At 69.2% G+C, this 17,333-nt stretch carries 15 protein-coding genes, 1 tRNA gene and 2 pseudogenes; 9 read left to right on the top strand and 9 right to left on the bottom strand.

Annotation, left to right across the window (positions count from 1 at the left end; genetic code table 11):
- The first annotated feature begins 66 nt into the window (after positions 1-66).
- The 5 genes from AB0O76_RS36955 to AB0O76_RS36935 all read left to right on the top strand — a co-directional run bounded on the left by AB0O76_RS36955 (position 67) and on the right by AB0O76_RS36935 (position 4,322).
- Positions 67-723, top strand: coding sequence for a hypothetical protein (locus tag AB0O76_RS36955; RefSeq protein ID WP_365500879.1), 657 nt, complete (start codon positions 67-69; stop codon positions 721-723).
- 527 nt (positions 724-1,250) lie between these two features.
- Entirely contained in the window at positions 1,251-1,994 is a 744-nt protein-coding gene (locus tag AB0O76_RS36950; RefSeq protein ID WP_365500877.1) for an integrase core domain-containing protein, read from the top strand.
- The gene (locus AB0O76_RS36945; RefSeq protein ID WP_365500977.1) at positions 1,976-2,815 is read left to right on the top strand and encodes a DUF6177 family protein; all 840 of its coding nucleotides are present in this window, start codon (positions 1,976-1,978) and stop codon (positions 2,813-2,815) included. Before AB0O76_RS36950 ends, AB0O76_RS36945 begins: the two co-directional genes overlap by 19 nt.
- A complete protein-coding gene (locus AB0O76_RS36940; RefSeq protein ID WP_365500875.1) occupies positions 2,812-3,255 on the top strand; it encodes a hypothetical protein in 444 nt (147 codons plus the stop codon). Before AB0O76_RS36945 ends, AB0O76_RS36940 begins: the two co-directional genes overlap by 4 nt.
- 857 nt (positions 3,256-4,112) lie before the next feature.
- The gene (locus tag AB0O76_RS36935; RefSeq protein ID WP_365500873.1) at positions 4,113-4,322 is read left to right on the top strand and encodes a hypothetical protein; all 210 of its coding nucleotides are present in this window, start codon (positions 4,113-4,115) and stop codon (positions 4,320-4,322) included.
- Positions 4,323-4,419: 97 nt separating this feature from the next.
- Here the strand turns inward: AB0O76_RS36935 and AB0O76_RS36930 are convergent.
- Positions 4,420-4,704 (bottom strand): annotated as a pseudogene (locus AB0O76_RS36930) (hypothetical protein); the annotation flags it as partial.
- 699 nt (positions 4,705-5,403) lie between these two features.
- A tRNA-Pro gene (locus AB0O76_RS36925) sits at positions 5,404-5,477 on the bottom strand.
- A 130-nt stretch (positions 5,478-5,607) separates the two neighbouring features.
- Between AB0O76_RS36925 and AB0O76_RS36920 the strand changes: the two genes are divergently transcribed.
- Both AB0O76_RS36920 and AB0O76_RS36915 read left to right on the top strand, forming a co-directional pair.
- Entirely contained in the window at positions 5,608-6,312 is a 705-nt protein-coding gene (locus AB0O76_RS36920; RefSeq protein WP_365500871.1) for a transketolase, read from the top strand.
- Between the two features lie 98 nt (positions 6,313-6,410).
- Positions 6,411-7,325: a transketolase C-terminal domain-containing protein gene (locus tag AB0O76_RS36915; protein ID WP_365500869.1), complete on the top strand. Its 915-nt coding sequence runs from the start codon at positions 6,411-6,413 to the stop codon at positions 7,323-7,325.
- Here the strand turns inward: AB0O76_RS36915 and AB0O76_RS36910 are convergent.
- From AB0O76_RS36910 to AB0O76_RS36900, 3 genes and pseudogenes are all read right to left on the bottom strand, one after another.
- Positions 7,291-8,076 (bottom strand): annotated as a pseudogene (locus AB0O76_RS36910) (hypothetical protein). The gene AB0O76_RS36915 and the pseudogene AB0O76_RS36910 sit on opposite strands and share 35 nt — an antisense overlap.
- A 67-nt stretch (positions 8,077-8,143) precedes the next feature.
- The gene (locus AB0O76_RS36905; protein WP_365500867.1) at positions 8,144-8,527 is read right to left on the bottom strand and encodes an MmcQ/YjbR family DNA-binding protein; all 384 of its coding nucleotides are present in this window, start codon (positions 8,525-8,527) and stop codon (positions 8,144-8,146) included.
- A 49-nt stretch (positions 8,528-8,576) separates the two neighbouring features.
- Complete coding sequence (locus AB0O76_RS36900; protein ID WP_365500865.1) at positions 8,577-9,545, bottom strand: alpha/beta hydrolase; 969 nt, start codon at positions 9,543-9,545, stop codon at positions 8,577-8,579.
- 293 nt (positions 9,546-9,838) lie between these two features.
- On the opposite strand from AB0O76_RS36900, the gene AB0O76_RS36895 reads away from it, so the two are divergent.
- Together AB0O76_RS36895 and AB0O76_RS36890 are read left to right on the top strand one after the other, a co-directional pair.
- Entirely contained in the window at positions 9,839-13,348 is a 3,510-nt protein-coding gene (locus AB0O76_RS36895) for a ThuA domain-containing protein (protein ID WP_365500863.1), read from the top strand.
- A 9-nt stretch (positions 13,349-13,357) separates the two neighbouring features.
- A complete protein-coding gene (locus AB0O76_RS36890; protein ID WP_365500861.1) occupies positions 13,358-14,227 on the top strand; it encodes a sugar phosphate isomerase/epimerase in 870 nt (289 codons plus the stop codon).
- On the opposite strand, the gene AB0O76_RS36885 is transcribed toward AB0O76_RS36890, so the two are convergent.
- From AB0O76_RS36885 to AB0O76_RS36870, 4 genes are all read right to left on the bottom strand, one after another.
- Positions 14,197-14,817, bottom strand: coding sequence for a GNAT family N-acetyltransferase (locus AB0O76_RS36885; protein WP_365500859.1), 621 nt, complete (start codon positions 14,815-14,817; stop codon positions 14,197-14,199). The genes AB0O76_RS36890 and AB0O76_RS36885 overlap by 31 nt on opposite strands.
- On the bottom strand, positions 14,814-15,377 hold the full coding sequence (locus AB0O76_RS36880; protein WP_365500857.1) for an XRE family transcriptional regulator: 564 nt from the start codon (positions 15,375-15,377) through the stop codon (positions 14,814-14,816). Before AB0O76_RS36880 ends, AB0O76_RS36885 begins: the two co-directional genes overlap by 4 nt.
- Positions 15,378-15,438: 61 nt before the next feature.
- A complete protein-coding gene (locus AB0O76_RS36875; protein WP_365500855.1) occupies positions 15,439-16,248 on the bottom strand; it encodes an ABC transporter ATP-binding protein in 810 nt (269 codons plus the stop codon).
- 38 nt (positions 16,249-16,286) lie between these two features.
- Positions 16,287-17,312 (bottom strand): ABC transporter substrate-binding protein, encoded by a 1,026-nt coding sequence (locus AB0O76_RS36870; RefSeq protein WP_365500853.1) that lies wholly within the window; start codon positions 17,310-17,312, stop codon positions 16,287-16,289.
- Between the last annotated feature and the right edge of the window lie 21 nt (positions 17,313-17,333).

The following is a 17,333-nucleotide window of genomic DNA, read 5'->3' as shown; positions in this document are numbered from 1 at the left end:
CCCCCGCCGTCCGCCATCGCGCTGCGCGGGCGACAGGCGGCCGTACAGTCAAGCAAGGAGAACCTGTTGCCCGCCAGTAACACCATGGACGCCGTCTTCCCCGACGGCCACGAGATGAAGAACATCCGACTAACCGTCGGCATGGACTACCCCAAAGAGCGCAGATGGACAGATGGTTGGGGCGTCTCGATCGAAGTGCCCGCAGTCATAGAACTCCTCGCCCGCGTGCAGGCCGGCACGCTCAGCATCGAAGACCTCCGGTCCTTCCTCGCCACGCAGGCCAACGAGATCGCGGTCGACTACGACCCACGCGAAGCCGACCCCATCCAGCGAGAAACGAATCGCTGCGCCGGGGACTGCGACCGATGCCAGGCCAAACGGCCCGAGTTCGACCGGCTGCACCAAGAAGCCCTGGAGCAGAAGGCGAAGTTCGACCAGCCCGGCGTGTACCCGTACACCGTCAGCCGGTCCTCGGTGCACCTCACCACCTGCCCCGAGGTCACCAGGTCGCTCGGCGCCATCAAGCAGTTCCCCAACAGCTTCTGGACCGTCGAGTCGGCGCTGCGCCACTTCACCCATGAAGGGGCTATGACGTCGTCGTGGGCCGCGCACTACTGGCCCATGGCCCGGCACGAGGCCGCATCCTGGACGGCCGAACACACTGGGCCCAAGGGCGGGAAGCAGTACCGGCTGTGCAAAATCTGCAACCCGGAACACCCCTGAGCCGCACGGGCCTTGAACAAGGCTGCGGCCCCCGCGCAAAACTGCGCGGGGGCCGGGCGAGCGTCAGGCATTGGCCGCAACCTCACAGCCGAGGAAGGCAATGCGGCCGCCGATCACGGAAACGATGCCTGTGGGTGCCCGACACTCGGCCACCGCTGCTGACCTCGGCCTTGCGATCGAGGCCGGGCAGGGCGAGATCCTGAGGCATGGCTCTGAGACTGCTGTACCTGGCACTCCTGAAGATCTTGGGATGGATGGCGCTACTGGCGCGATCGGAGGCTTCCAAGAACACGGAGCTACTCGTTCTCCGCCACCAGCTCGCCGTCCTCCGCCGTCAAGTCGCCCGGCCACACCCCTCATGCGCAGACCGGGCAGTGATCGCGGCACTGGCCCGGTTACTGCCCAAGAAGCTTCGAGGGCACCTGTTCGTCACCCCGGGCACATTGCTGCGCTGGCACACCGCCCTGGTCAAGCGCCGCTGGACCTACAAACGCCGAAGCCCCGGCCGTCCACCAACCCGACCCACCATGCGAGAGCTCGTGCTGCGGATGGCCGCGGAAAACCCGCACTGGGGATACCGCAGGATCGCCGGCGAACTCACCGGCCTGGGCCGCCCAGTTGGCGCCTCCACGGTCTGGGCCATCCTGAAGAAGGCCGGGATCGATCCGGCACCACGCCGCTCGGGCCCGACCTGGCCCCAGTTCCTGCGCAGCCAGGCTTCCGGGATCCTCGCGGTGGACTTCTTTCACGTCGACACCGTGCTGCTGCGGCGCCTGTACTGCATGGTGGCCATGGAGATCTCTACCCGTCGGGTGCACCTGATGGGCGTCACCGCCCACCCGACCGGCAACTGGGCAGTCCAGCAGGCGCGTGACCTGCTCATGGCACTGGACGACCGCGTTGACCGATTTAGGTTCCTGATCCGGGACCGAGATGCGAAGTTCACTGACGCCTTCGACGCCGTCTTCACATCCGAGGCCATCCAGGTACTGCTCACTCCGGTCCGGGCCCCGCGGGCGAACGCGTACATCGAACGCTGGATCGGCGGATGCCGCCGAGAACTCCTCGACCGCACACTGATCATCAACGAACGGCACCTGCGAAGCGTCCTGGCCGCATACGAGACACACTTCAACACCCACCGCCCACACCGCGCCCTCCGCCAAGCAGCACCCCTGAGACCACTCCCCGACCCCGTCCACTCGGACGCCAAAGTCATCCGCCGTGATCTACTCGGCGGCGTCATTCACGAATACACGCAGGTCGCATAGGTCGGCCGAATTTCGGGCACCCACACCCCGACTGCGGCTACTACGACGGCCTCTCCGGAGCCCAACTCCACTGGCAGGACGGCGCCTTCACCCCCGTGAAATCCGCAGAGGGGAGCCCCCGGATCGCGGAAGCCTTCAAACCCGATCCCGCCTCTGATACTTCGGGCGAACGCCAACTACTCCTCTCGCTCCACGCCACCCACGCCGCCGACGAACACCTCCAACTCGGCGGCGCCCTGGAAGCAGCGTGGCAGACCCTCACCGGCGCCCCACCGGCCGGATGGTCCACGGCCGAACCCGTCGCCCTGCCCTGGTCCCCCCGTCAGCTGACCGAACTGGCGCGCACCCGCGCCCAGAAGAACGCCCCCACGTGGCTGACCGCCGTCGGCACCCCCGACCAACCGGCCATCGCCACCACCCACATCACCCACACCCCGGCAGGCATCGAAGAACACACCACCCTCGCCCTCGGCTACGCCACCGACGAAGCCCCACCCCTGGACGCCATCACCCCACTGGCCGAGACCCTGGCCACGGACCACAACCTGACGTCCATGCTCACCACACTCCGCACCGCCCGCCGAGACCTCACCGTCCCACCCCGCTTCGAAGCCCCGCCAGTCCCCCTGTCCTTCACCTTGGGCGCAGCCGCCGTGAACGACATCGGCCTCAGTCACGCCCAACGTCCACCCCGCGACATCACCCCCACCCAACTCGGCCCCACGACCAGACCTGCCCTGCACTACCCACTCGGCGACGGCACCGACCCTCAAGCCTGGACCACACTCCAACAACTCAACCAACACCTGAAGCAGGCATGACGGACACACCACCCCCGCCCCTGGAGGAATGGGCACTCGGCGCGCACAACGCCATCCGCGCAATGGTCGACTCCGTCGGCGGAGACGTGGCCGTCTTCGACCACGACCCGCTCACCTTCCAGACCACACTGGACGACTTCGTCACCCGCCTGCCCTTCAAAGAGTTCGAAGAGGACGACTGGATCTGGCTCCACAGCCAACTCGTCGCGTACACCGCGGACATCCTCATCCGCAACTACGGAGGAAGATGGGCACGCCTCACCGACGCTTCCTTGACACCCTCGCACCGCTACCTGATCGCCGCAGTCAGCCAAGACGGAGTCCCCCGCCACATCGACCTACACAGCCTCGTCTTCGAACACCTTCACCCCGTACCTCAGCGAATACCCCGACTGATCGAACGGGTCCTGGACGCTGCCGGTTTCAGCCCTCAACGATGAGCTGTCCCCGCGTCCCCGGCACTCTGCCCGCCTTCGGCGCGCCGGGCCGTTCGATGTCCCCGCCGAACAAAGCGGCTCCTAAGCTGCGGCCGCGTTGACTGCATCCGTGCCGCCAACGGGTCAGGCACGGCGCGATCAGCTGGAGTGGGGACCGACTTCAGGTGACGGACGTCGATCAGGGGCGCCGTCGTGTAGCCCAGTGCCGTGAGCAGAACCTCCGTAGAACGTACCGCCATCCGTTCCCGTACGCGCCTTCCAGAAGGAGATACCTACGAAGTCTGCGGCCCATCGACGTTAGGCCGCAGCTCCGGCGGCCCCCGCGCGCGCCTAGCGTCACGACCATGACCCGCGAAGAGCGCGCAACGCCCGCGCCTGGCGAGAAGGCCCTGCACCGCCCCCTCCCCCTCGCCAAGACCCGGACGACGGTACTGGGGTACCCGCGCGGCGACCTGCTCGTCGTACTCATCGGCATGCTCGTCCTCGGCCTGCTCCTTGGCATCGCCCTGCCGCCGCTGGCCCGTTGGGTGTCGGAGGCGCGGTGCTGCCGTGGCGGGACGGCATCACGTTCGTCGGCTCGCTGGATAAGCCGTGGCGACCGTCGTGACGGCGGTGGGCCTGGTGGCGGGACTCCTGATCGCCGTAACGGAAATCACGCAGGAGCTGAAGCTGACGGACGGCCGGCTGGAGACGGACCAGCACGACCGGGTACGGACGATCGAACGATCCGACGTCTCGGCGGTGTTCCTGGATGGCAAGGACCTGGTGGTCCTGGACGGAGCATCACGCGAGTTCGCACGGGGCCCGCGCACCGCACCGTCGGCGAAGCTAGCGAAGGCGTTCCGCGAGCACGGCTATCCGTGGCGGAGGCGGACCCGCACGCGGCGCGGTTCCACCGCTGGATCCCGGGTGTCCCCGAACTGCCGGCGGAGGTCCACGCGGTGCTTGCGGCAAGGGAGGCGGCGCTGAAGCGGAAGGCGGGGACGGACGCGAGGGACTTGAGGGAGACGCTGCAGGGCCTGGGAGTGCTGATCAGGGACGAGAACAAGAATCAGTACTGGCGCCCCTGACACAGGAAGGGGAAGGGGTCTGAGCGAGGGAAATGCCTGGGGACGACACCGCCGACCGCTGAGCGATGCCGTCCCATGTGCTGGATCCGTGGGCCCGTCAGAAGACGAAGGGCCCCGGAGCCTGTGCGGAGGTGTCGTTGCAGGTCACGCTGATCCCGAGGACGACGACGTTGAGGGGCTTGCCCTCAAGGCTGTCGCCGGTGGCGACGGTCCCGTTGAGCGGCCCGGTGGACACTTCGCCGCCGGCGGGGATGGCCGGGTTCGACTTGCAGGTGAAGGTGGCCGTGTCCGAGCCGTTCTTGGTGAGGGTGAGGGTGGACTGCACGGAGTTGGCCACGATGTCGATGGGCGCGGCGATCGCGGAGGTGGACACGCTGATGGTACCCGGCGCCAATCCTGCGCCCGAGCCCGAATCTGCCGTGTCGGCTGGCCAACTCCCGGACCACGCCGCACTCGTCGGCAGCCGCTTCGCTCGATGCGAGCACATGGAACGCCAAGTGAGGCTGCGAGGTCGCATCTCGCGTGGCCCAAAGAGGACCGCGACGAGCGCTGCCCGGCAATCTCCGGCTCGACCCGCTGGGCGGTAACGGGAACCGTCGCAGGACCCTCCACACCGCACACAGCCCATCCCGGCCGCCCGCCCCTCCCCGCCATCCGGCAACTGCGTTCAACATCTCCATGCACCCAGCAACCGCCACCGACGAAAACCGGCATACCACCCAACCGGAATCGGACATGGGGTCAAGCATTCGCATGGCCCCATACCTCGACTTCCGGATATGGGGCCACCGCTCCCGACCCCACTCCCAGTGGGAGCACGGCCGACCAGCGGCAAGAGCGCAAGCACATACCCCCGAAGCCACCCGATCGACGGGGAGCCGCAGGTAACAAAACGGACACCGATGTGAACGCGCGCGCAAGAAACCGAATATGCGGACAGTCGCCCGAGTGGGAGCAAACAGACAAGGGGACACATGGGAGCGCGCTCCCGCTCCCACGCTCCCACCCGGGAGCACCCGGGCAACAGAAAGAGGCCGTTCGAAAACGGCCTCTTACCTGCGACGTTCGAAAGTTCGAACCGTCGGGACGACAGGATTTGAACCTGCGACCCCTTGACCCCCAGTCAAGTGCGCTACCAAGCTGCGCCACGTCCCGTTGCCCGTATGACCTGGGGTTTCCCCTGGCCGAACGCGCACCGAAACAATACCGCACTCCAGCCGGTGATCGCTCACGCCTTTTCCGCCCTCTTGACCTCAAGCAAGCTTGAGGTTGCACGCTCGGTGGCATGACGACGACAACGGAACGCGGACACGAGTACGGATACGCCGATCTGCCGGGCCTCATGGCGCTGATGACCGGGGACGAGAAGCACGGGCCCGCGGCGACGTCGACCCTCGACGCTCTCTGGGTGCTCTACGACCGAGTGCTCAGGGTCACACCCGAGCGCGCGGACGACCCGGAGCGCGACCGGTTCCTGCTCTCCAAGGGGCACGGGCCCATGGCGTACTACGCCGTCCTCGCCGCCAAGGGCTTCATACCGGTCGACTGGCTCGAAGGCTTCGGGGCGTACGACTCTCCGCTGGGGCACCACCCGGACCGGGTGCTCGTGCCGGGGGTGGAGATCGGGAGCGGATCGCTCGGGCACGGGCTGCCGCTCGCGGTGGGCACGGCGCTGGGGCTCGGGGCACGCGGGCTCGCCGAGCCGCGGGTGTGGGTGCTCGTCGGGGACGCGGAGCTCGACGAGGGCAGCAATCACGAGGCCATCGCCTTCGCGGGTCCTTCCGGCCTCGAACGGCTGCACACCGTCGTGATCGACAACGCCTCCGCACGCCATGCCAGGCCCGGCGGCATCGCCGCGCGCTTCGAGGCCGCCGGGTGGTCGGCCCAGACCGTCGACGGCCGTGATCACGACGCGCTGTACGCGGCGTTCACCGCGCCGCATCCGGGGCGGCCGCGCGTGGTCGTGGCACGGGTCGAGCCGAAGGGCTAGGGCCTGTCCAGGTCCTCCCGACCGCCGCCCACGGGCTCGCCCCGTTCATTCCTCTCCCCCCGCTCCCACATCAGCTTCTCTCCGGAGGTACCTCTCTCATGGACACCATGCGTGATCGCTTCGCCCCCGTCGTCTCGCGGCTGCTCGACGAAGACCCCCGCGTCGCCGTCGTCCTCGCCGAGATCGGGGCGGACGGATTCAAGGACGCCCAGCGCAGGCACCCGGAGCGGGTGATCAACGTCGGGATCCGGGAGCAGCTGCTCGTCGGCGCCGGCGCCGGGCTCGCCCTTGCCGGACTGCGGCCCATCGTGCACACCTTCGCGAGCTTTCTCGTGGAGCGGCCGTTCGAGCAGCTCAAGCTGGACTTCGGGCACCAGGGTGTGGGCGGGGTGCTCGTCAGCGCGGCCGCCTCGTTCGACTGGCCCGCCGGTGGCTTCACCCATATGTCACCGGGCGACGTGGCGCTGCTCGACACCCTGGACGGCTGGACCGTGCATGTGCCGGGGCACCCGGACGAGGCCGAGACCCTGCTGCGGCACGCGGTCGCCGCGGGCGACGACAAGGTCTATGTCCGGCTTTCGGTGCAGTCGAACGTTCAGGCCCTGGCGGTCGACGGGGCACACTTCCGCACCGTGCGCGAGGGCCGTGACGGGGTGGTGATCGCCGTCGGCCCGATGCTGGACAACGTCCTCGCCGCGACCGAGGGGATCGATGTCGGCGTGCTGTACGCGACCACGGTGCGCCCCTTCGACTCGGAGGCTCTGCGCCGGGCCGTGGGGACGGCGCATGCCGCCGACGTTGTGATCGTCGAGCCCTATCTGGCCGGGACCTCCACCGCCGCCGCGAACGACGCGCTGGCCGACCTCCCGCACCGGGTCGTCGGGCTCGGCGTCGGCCGCGCCGAGCTGCGTCGCTACGGGCAGATCGACGAGCACATGGCCGCGCACGGCCTCGACGCGCGGTCCCTGCGGGAGCGGATCACCGGGTTTCTGGGGGCGCAGGCTCGCGGATAGCCGCCGGCGCGGGCAGCCGGCCAGGACCGCCCGTCACCGGGGCCGCGTCCGCGCGCACCAGTCCGCGTATCGCGGGCACCGCCGGCATGGCCAGGCAGGCGGCGACCGTGGTCACACCGCCCGTGATCAGCACCTGCTCCGCGCCGAACGCGCTCGCGGCGGGCCCCGCGAGTGTCTGGCCGACCGGCAGCAGCGCGATGGAGCCCGCGACGTCGTACGCGTGGATGCGGTTGAGGACGTCGGGCGGCACCTGGGTCTGGACGCTCGTCGCCCACATCACGCCCCAGAATCACGCCCCAGAATCACGCCCCAGAATCACACCCCAGAAGGAGAGGCCGGCGCCCGCGACCGCGGCGCCCGCCGCCATCAGCGGGACGCCGAGCCGGACGCCGACGGCCGCCGGGAAGGCGCAGTAGCCGATCAGCGCGATGGCGCCGGCGCGGAGCATGCGGCGAGGGCGAAGGCGCAGGGCGATCAGGCCGCCGAGCACGGTGCCCGCGCCGAGGGCCGAGTTCACCGGGCCGTACGCGCCGGAGCCGTGCTCCTGGACGACGAGGGTGGCGGACATCGCGAGGCCGACGGCGCCCGCGCCGTGCCCGTGCTGCAGCAGCCCCGGGGCTAGCGCGACCGGCAGCATGGTGACCCCGAGCTTGGCCACGGCTTGCGCCCCGAAGAACAACCCGAAGTCCCGCGACCAGATGCTCTTCCGCTCCGCGGGCGAGGGTCCAACGGACCGACCGACACCGGCCACCCACCCCCTCGACACCTCGAGCGTCGCGCCCCACGTCCCCGCCCCCCCTGACGGCCCCCTCCCCATTTCAGTCCGTCGGCGGGACACCCAACTCCGGGTAGGCGTCCAGGAGTCGAGTGGGGGCCGCCTGGCGCCAGGAGTCGGCGAGGATGTCGGTCAGCTCCGCCGTGTCGAGCGCCGAGAGGCGGGCCCGCACCCAGGCGAACATCGCCTCGTGATCGGCGATCCAGAACTTCTCCGGCTCCGCCAGGACCAGCTCGTCCCGCTCCTCCTTCGGGCAGCGCACGGCGATGGACGTCTCGTCCTCCGGCAGCGTGGCGAACATCTTCCCGGCCACCCGGAAGGTGGGCATGCTCCAGGCGATCTTCTCCGTCGTATCCGGCAGGGCCAGGGCGATACGGCGTACGTCGTCGCCCGTGACATGGGCGGCTTTGGCATGAGCTCGAGACATGCCATGAACGTTAACCAACGCCACTGACAGCGGCCCCCCGAAGCGCCCCTCACAGCACGCGCTTGTCCAGCCAGGCCGTCAGGTCCTCCTGCACCTCGTCCCTGTTCGTCTCGTTGAGGATCTCGTGGCGCGCCTGCTCGTACCCCTTCCACGTGAGGTCGCCCACGCCCACGTACCGGAAGTCCTCCAGGAGTTCATGGACCAGCGTCATCCCCTGGTTGCAGGGGTCGTCCGTGCCGACCGCAATGTGGACGGGCAGGTCGGCCGGGATCCTGGCCAGGTTCCGCGGGTCGTTGATCTTCCGTACGGCGCGCACCCAGTCCAGGCAGAGCCCCGCGGAGAACGGGAATCCGCAGCGCTCGTCGGCGACGTACGCATCGACCTCGGCCTCGTCGCGCGAGAGCCACTCGAAGCCGGTGCGGTGGGTGTACGGGTCGTTGAAGGAGGCGAAGAGTTCGGGGATGTACGAGGAGAGCGCCGTCCGGCCGCTGTCGGCGATCTCGCGCTCCAGGCGGGCGATCGACTCCTCGGTCTCGACTCCGGGCAGGGAGCGGAAGGTTCCGGAGAGGATCAGGCCCGCGAGCCCGTCGGCGTACTCCTGGGCGTAGTCCCTGGCGAGGTGCGAGCCGAGGCTGTGGCCGAGCAGGAAGAACGGGGTGTCGGGGTGCAGCGCGCGCACCTGGTCGCCGATCGCCTTGAGGTCGTCGACGATGGCGCGCCAGCTGTCGGCGCTGTCGGCGGGACCTGAACCCGTCACTCCGTAGCCGCCGGTCGACTGCGCCGTGGCGCCGTGGCCGCGGTGGTCGGATGCGATGACTCCGTAGCCGTTCGCCGTCAGGTGGCGGGCGAACCGGTCGTAGCGCAGGGCGTGTTCGCCCGCGCCGTGCGCGATCTGCACGAAGGCGCGCGGCCTGCCGTCCGGCAGCCAGGTGTAGGTGGCGATCGGTACGCCATCGGCCGCGTTCACGACTCCGACGGTGTACGCGGCGGGTGCGGGCGTGGCGGCGTGGTCTGGCATGGGACGACTCCCTGTACGACGTGAGCGACGTGAGCGACGTGAGCGACGTGAGCGATGTGGCTTCCTGGTGGTCAACCCTCCCCCGCGCGCGGGGCCTCATACCAGTGCCCGGCCACCGGCTCCCGCGGCGACTCCCTCCTCACACCAGATGACCCTTCCGACCCATTGACCCTCCGTCAGAGCGGCTCCTACGCTGAGCAACGCGCTTGAGAAAGCGCTTTCTAGCTCAACTCGCACACTCACCGCACACCCGGCTACCGGCAGCCGTCCACCCGCCCAGCCCAGGGAGCGCCATGAGTTCCACGAGTCCCGCCGTGCCGAGAACGGGCACGGGTAACACCGCACTCAGACCCCTGCTCGCGATCGTCGCCCTGCTCGCCCTCGTCATCGGCCTCGGCCTCACCGCGCCGCCCCGCGCGGTGGCGCAAGGGGACCCTCAGGCCGCGGCGGCCCCGTTCCGTGTCCTGGTCTTCTCCAAGGTCACGAACTTCCCCCATGACTCGATCCCCGCGGGTATCGAGGCCATCAAGAAGCTCGGCAGCGAGAACGGCTTCGAGGTCGAGGCCACCGACGACGCGGCGGCCTTCACCGACGCGAATCTCGCCCGCTTTCAGGCCATCGTCTTCAACAACACCAACTCCACCCCGGAGAAGGGCGATCTGCTGAACGCCGAGCAGCGCGCGGCCTTCCAGAAGTACGTCCGCGGGGGCGGCGGCTGGGTCGGCCTGCACGCGGCGTCGGCCAGCGAGCGGGACTGGAGCTGGTACGAGGGCCTGGTCGGCGCGATCTTCGACAAGCACCCCGAGGTGCAGACCGGCCGGATCAAGGTGCTCGACCACGCGCACCCCTCCACCAAGGGCCTCCCGGAGCTCTGGGAGCGCACGGAGGAGTGGTACAACTGGCGCGCCAATCCGACGGGGAAGGTGCACACGCTCGCCCAGGTCAAGGTGCGCGACGGCGTCACCGGGCTCGACGAGGGCGTCGACCAGCCGTGGTCCTGGTGCCAGAACTATGACGGCGGCCGCTCCTGGTACACGGCCGGCGGCCATGCCAAGTCGGCGTTCCAGGAGGAGGGTTTCCTCCGGCACATCCTCGGCGGCATCGAGTGGGCCGCGGGCAACAAGCCCGGCGACTGCACCGCCACCAAGACCGGTGCCTTCCAGCGCACGCCGCTCGCCACGAACGATCTGGCGGACCCCTTCGAGCTGGCCGTCGCCCCCGACCGCCGGGTGTTCTTCGTCCAGCGCACCGGGAAGCTCAAGATCATCGACCAGGAGACGCTGAAGGTCACCACGGCGCTCGACTTCGACTACACCCCCGAGATGACGAGCCAGTCGGACGGGCTGCTCGGCCTCGCGCTCGACCCGAAGTTCAAGGACAACCACTGGCTCTATCTCCTGAACTCCGACAAGACCGAGAAACGCATCAATCTGTCCCGCTTCACCGAATCGGGCGGCAAGGTCGATCCGGCCACAGAGAAACGCCTGTTGACCATTCCGACCTGGCGCGGCGAGGGCCGGGCGAACTCGCACATGGCGGGCTCGATCGCCTTCGACAAGAAGGGCGACCTGTACATCGCGACGGGTGACAACACCGATCCGTTCGCGTCGGACGGATTCAGCCCGATCGACGAGCGCGAAGGCCGCCGCGCCTGGGACGCGCAGGGCACCTCGGGCAATACGAACGACCTGCGTGGAAAGGTCCTGCGGATCACGCCGAAGGACGACGGGACGTACTCCGTCCCCGAAGGGAATCTCTTCGCGCCGGGCACGGACAGGACACGGCCCGAGGTCTACGCGATGGGCCTGCGCAATCCCTTCCGCATCACCACGGACCCGCTGAGCGGCGCCCTGCTGATGGCCGACTACGGGCCCGACGCGAAGGCGGCCGTAGCCGACCGCGGCCCCGAGGGGACGGTCGAGTACAACCGCATCACCAAGGCGGGCAATTACGGCTGGCCCTACTGCGTCGGCGACAACACCCCGTTCAACGACTACGACTTCGCGACGAAGACGTCGGGCGCGAAATTCGACTGCGCGAAGCTCGTGAACGATTCGCCCAACAACACGGGGCTGCGCGACCTGCCGCCTGCTCAGCCCGCGCATGTCTGGTACGCGTATTCGGCCTCCAAGGAGTTTCCCGAGCTCGGCACGGGTGGCGGCGGCCCGATGAGCGGTCCCGTCTACGACTACGACGCGGACAACACGTACAGGACGAAGTTCCCCGAGTACTTCGAGGGGAAGTGGTTCAACTACGAGCTGACGCGGCAGTGGTTCAAGGTCTTCTCGATGCAGGAGAAGGACCAGACGTTCACCGATCCGCGCTTCGAGCCTGCCAAGGCGGGCGATCTGAACTCGATCAACTCCATTTTCCCGGACATGAAATGGAACCAGCCCTTCGACGCCGACTTCGGTCCTGACGGTGCCATGTACGTCATCGATTTCGGGCTCGGCAGCGGCACCGGCCGCGGCGGAAGCAACGAGGGCGCGGGCATCTACCGCATCGACTACGTCGCCGACAAACGGCTCCCGGACGCCCGTGTGAGCGCCACTCCGGACAACGGCACGGTCCCGCTGACGGTGAAGTTCTCCAGCAAGGGTTCGGGGCTGCCGGACGGCAAGCCCGTCACGTATGCCTGGGACTTCGACGGCGACGGCACGACCGACTCGACCGAGGCGGACCCCACGTACACGTACACCAAGAAGGGCCAGTTCAGCGCCCGGCTCAAGGTGACAGGCCCGGGCGATCTGAGCGGTCTTGCCGTGCAGGAGATCACCGTCGGGAACACCCGGCCCGTGGTGACGATCCAACAGCCGCCGAACGGCGGGACGTTCAGCTTCGGGGACACGATCCCGTTCAAGATCAAGGTGACCGACAAGGAGGACGGCCCGATCGACTGCAAGAAGGTCGTCGTCCAGTCCCAGCTCGGGCACGACACGCATCTGCATCCGCTGGACAACTACACCGGCTGCGCGGGCGAGATCGTGACGGACGCCGGGGACAGCCACGGCCCCGGACAGAACCTCTACTACGGGATCACGGCCCGGTACGAGGACAAGGGCGCGGACGGGGTGCCCGCGCTGACGGGGTCCTCCTCGCTGACGCTGCGGACGTCCTTCCGCGAGGCGGAGCACCGCACGAGCACCGGCGGCGCGCACGAAGGTGCCGTGACCGGTGACCGCGCGGACGCGTCCGGCGGCAAGCGGCTCATCGAGATCGAGGACGGCGACTGGGTCGCCTTCGACCCGGTGCACCTCAAGGGCGTCGACTCCGTGACCGTGGGAGCCGCTTCGGGCGGGCTCGGCGGCGACATCGAGTTCCGTGCCGGGTCGCCCACGGGTGAGTTGCTCGGCAAGGTGAGCGTGCCGAACACCGGCGGCTGGGGCAACTTCATCTCGCCGACCACCGAACTGGCCGACCACGACGGCACGACGAAGCTGTACGCCGTGTTCACCAACCCCGAGTGGTCGTCCGACAAGGCAGATCTCCTGACGCTCGACTGGCTGCACTTCAACGGCCCCGGAGTCGAGAAGAACACCGGCGCGAAGGTGTCGGTCAAGGCAGCCCCGGAGAGCGGCACGGCGCCCCTCGCCGTCAAGCTCACGAGCGAGGTGAAGCTCCCCGAGGGCCGCACGGCCGCCGCGTACCACTGGGACTTCGGCGACAACTCCAAGCCCGGCGGCGCCGAGAGCGGCAGCGCCGAGCACACGTACGCGCGCGTGGGGACGTACACGGCGCATCTGACCGCCACGGACGACAAGGGCGACACGACGACCGGCGCGGTCCGGATCACGGTGAAGTGAGGGGTGGGCATGAAGAGTTCAGGTCTGAACGGAACCAGAAGAGCGTTTCTCGGTACGTCACTGGGGCTCGCAGCAGCGGTCGGTACCGCACTGCCCGCCCGCGCGGATGACACCTCCCGGCGCCGGTGCATCCCGCGCGGCGGCATCGGCATGCACCTCTACACGATGCGCACCGCCCTCGCGCAGGACTTCGCGGGCACTCTGGAGCAGCTCGCGGAGATCGGGTACGCGACGGTCGGCGTGAGCGGCCGGCACGGGTACGGCGCGGCCGACATCCGGCGGATGCTCGACGCGGTGGAGCTGCGGGCGGTCCTCGAGCATGTCTCCTACGACACGCTCAAGGGCGCCGGGCTGCCCCAGGCGCTCGCGGATCTGCACACGCTCGGCGCGAAGTGGCCCGTGGTGCCGAGCCTGCCCGGCGCGCTGCACACACCGGACGGATTCCGGGAAGCGGCACGGGAGTTCAACCGGATCGGGCAGGCGTCGCGCGACGCGGGTCTGGGGCGGCTGCTGTTCCACAACCACGGCACGGATCATGCGGTGGTCGACGGCACGAGCCTGTACGACATCCTCGTGTCCGAGACCGACCCGGAGCTCGTCGGCTTCGAGCTGGATGTGTACTGGGCGGCCAAGGGAGGCGCCGATCCTGCGAAGTACTTCGTACGCCACCCGGGAAGGTTCCCCGCGCTCCATGTGAAGGACATGGCGGCGGACGGCGGCTTCGCCGATGTCGGCTCGGGGACGCTGGACTTCGCCGCGATGTTCGAGCACGCGCACGTGGGCGGCGTCCACCAGTGGCTCGTGGAACACGACAGCCCCACCGATCCGTTCGCCACGGCACGCAACAGTTACGTGTATCTGGCGGCTCTGCGGTACTGAAGTGCCGGGTCCGGGCGGGGTGCGCCGGAACCGACCACCTTCTTGAAGAAGAGGGTCGTCGGGTGGAGCACCCCGGCCGGATCGGCCGCGTAGTCCGGAATGACCCCGGCCGCCGTCCAACCCCCTGACCGGTACAGGGACTCGGCGGGGCTGCCCGTCTCGGTGTCGAGGATCAGGAGGGTCACGCCCGCTTCGGCCGCCGTGCGTTCCGCGGTGGCCAGGAGCGTGCGGGCCAGGCCCTGGCCGCGTGCGGAACGGTGGACCATCAGTTTGCGGATCTCGGCGCGGTGCCTGCCGTTGGGCTTGTCCGTGAAGCCGAGGCTCACCGTCCCGGTGATCCGGTCCGCGTCGCGCGCGGCCCAGACGGCGAGCCGCCCCTGCGCTACCGCCGGGGCCAGGCCCCGCCACCAGTCGGCGGCGTCCTTCCGGTCGAGCGGCGCGAGGAAGCCGAGGGAGGAGCCGCCGTCCACGACGTCGGCGAGCAGGGCGGCCAACTCGTCGGCGGCCGCGAGGAGTTCGTCGGCGGACAGGCGCGCCAGGGGCGCCAGGGGCGCCGGGCGCGTCACGGCCGAGCGGGTCGGTGCCGTCATCGTGCGACCACCACCAGCGCGTACCGCACGGCCTTGCGACCCGGACAGCGGAACCGCGTCGGCCCCCAGAGTCGGAAGCGCAAGCAGTCACCCGCCTCCAGGTGGTGCTCCTCGCCCTGGACGGTGATCTCGAGCGCCCCGTCGAGCACCCAGATGTGCTGCTCGATGCCGGGCACGGGAGGCCGGTCGTAGGCGACGTCCGCGCCCGGTTCGAGGCGCCCCTCGACGAGTTCGCCGCGCAGGCCCGTGTGCGGCGGCGACACCGACCGCCGTACGAAGCCGGACGCGCCGTCCGTCCACACGCTCTGCTCGGCTGCGCGCACCAGCTGCGCGGGCTCGGCCTCCACCTCGCTCAGGAGCTGCGACATGGTGCGTCCATAGACGGCGCAGAGCCGGTTGAGGAGGGACGCGGTGGGGCTGATCTCCGCGCGCTCGGCCCGCGACAGGGTGGAGCGGCTCACTCCGCTGCGGTCCGCCAACTCGCCGAGCGACCAGCCGTGTTCGGCACGCAGCTCGGCGAGGCGCGCGGCGAGCCGCTCATCGACCTCATCCTGTTCCATATTCGGCACGCTATCCCGAATATGAGACGGACAGCAATGCTCGCCCGCTGTGGCCCCTGCCTCACTCGTGCGCCGACGCCGCCCCCAGCAGACCGCGGATGCGCCCCGTGGCCTCGCGGAACTCGGTCGTCGCCAGCGTCGTCGCGTACGAGCGCTCCGCCGGCAGACCGACGTCGATGATCTCCGTGACCGTCCCGGGGCGGGGGCTCATCACGACGACGCGGTCCGCGAGATAGACGGCCTCCGCGATCGAGTGGGTGACCAGGAGCACCGTCGTGCCGGTCTCGCGCCAGATCCGGTTCAGCTCCACGTTCATCTGCTCGCGGGTGAGCGCGTCGAGCGCCCCGAAGGGCTCGTCCATCAGCAGCACCGGCGGCTCGTGCAGCAGGGCCCGGCAGAGCGCGACGCGCTGCTGCATGCCGCCGGACAGTTCGTGCGGATAGGCGTCCTCGAAGCCGCCGAGTCCGGTCATCCGGATCAGATCGTCGGCACGCGCGCGTGCCTGCGCCGCGGGGATCCTGCGCATCTCCGCCTGGAGCAGGATGTTGCGCCGGGCCGAGCGCCAGTCGAGCAGCGCGGCCCGCTGGAAGACGTAACCGATGTCGCGCCGCGGTCCGCGCACCCGCTCACCGCCCAGGAGCACGTCCCCCGAGGAGGGCGCGAGCAGCCCGGCGACCAGCTTCAGGAGGGTGGACTTGCCGCAGCCCGACGGCCCGACGATCGCCACGAACTCGCCCGCCCCGACGTCGAGGGAGACCTCGCGCAGCGCGGTGACGTCCTTCTTCTTCGTGCGGAAGCGGACGGCCACGTCATCCAGGCGCACGGCGGGCGCCGCTCCCGCCGCCGGCGCGCGCGCCTCGTCACTCACCATCCTGAGCGTCGCATCCTTCGCCATTCCCCTGCCGCCCCTCAGCCCTTGATCCCCTTGGCCGCGTCCCAGTACTCCGCGACGGGCTTGGCCTGATTGACCATCCCGGCCTCCGCGAAGATGTCGATGGTCTGCTGCCAGTCCGCCTCGGTGTTGGCGCCCGGCGCCTTCCCCTGCGTGGCGTCGGTGTGCAGGAGGGTCAGCGTGGTCTTGAACTGCTCCGAAAGGACGGATTCCGGGGGCAGTTGCTCGGACGCGCCCTCCATGGCGGCGACCGCGGGCTCCGGGTTCTTCTCGGCGGCCGCCCACGACTCGCTCACCGCCTTGGTCATGCGCTGGGCCAGATCGCCCTTGCCCTGAAGGGTCTTGGGCCCGGCGATGAGGCCGTTGGAGTAGAAGTTCAGGCCGTTCTCGGAGAAGCGCAGATACGAGACGTCCTTCTTGGCCTTGTTCTGCATGGTGGGCCCCTGGTCGCTCGCATAGCCGAGCAGCGCGTCCGTCTTGCCGGAGATCACCGCGGCGATCTTGCCCGCAGGGTCGGTGTTCTGGACCTTCACGTCGGACAGCCCCATGCCATTCTTCTGCAGGAAGATCGGGAAGGTCTTGGTGAGCGCGTCGCCCGCCGTGCCCGCGATCGTCTTGCCCTTGAGATCGGCGGGCGACTTGATGTCCTGCGCCGCGAAGGACTGCACGGAGGCGGGCGTCGTCTGCAGGAAGACGCCGAGGCTCTTGACCTTCACTCCCTGGTCGACGCCGGCGAGCACCGCGGGCGTGTCCGCCCATCCGAAGTCGGTCTGCCCAGCGCCGGTGGCCTGCACGGTCTTCTGAGAGCCCTGGCCCGCCCTGATCTCCAGGTCGATGCCGTGCTTCTCGAAGATCTTCTGCTTCTCGCCGTAGTAGAACGGCGCGTGTTCGCCGTACGGATACCAGTTGAGCGTCAGCGTCACCTTGTCGAGCTCCTTGCCGGAGTCGCTGGTGCTCGTCTTGTCGTCGTCGCCGCAGGCCGTCGCGGTCACCGCGACGAGAGCCAGGGGGACGAGGCCGGTGAGCAGTCTGCGCGCGTGCATGGGACGGCCCTTCTCGCGTAC

The organism is Streptomyces sp. NPDC086554, assembly GCF_040686095.1.
Lineage (GTDB): Bacteria > Actinomycetota > Actinomycetes > Streptomycetales > Streptomycetaceae > Streptomyces.
This window is presented reverse-complemented; position numbering and strand designations above follow the sequence as displayed.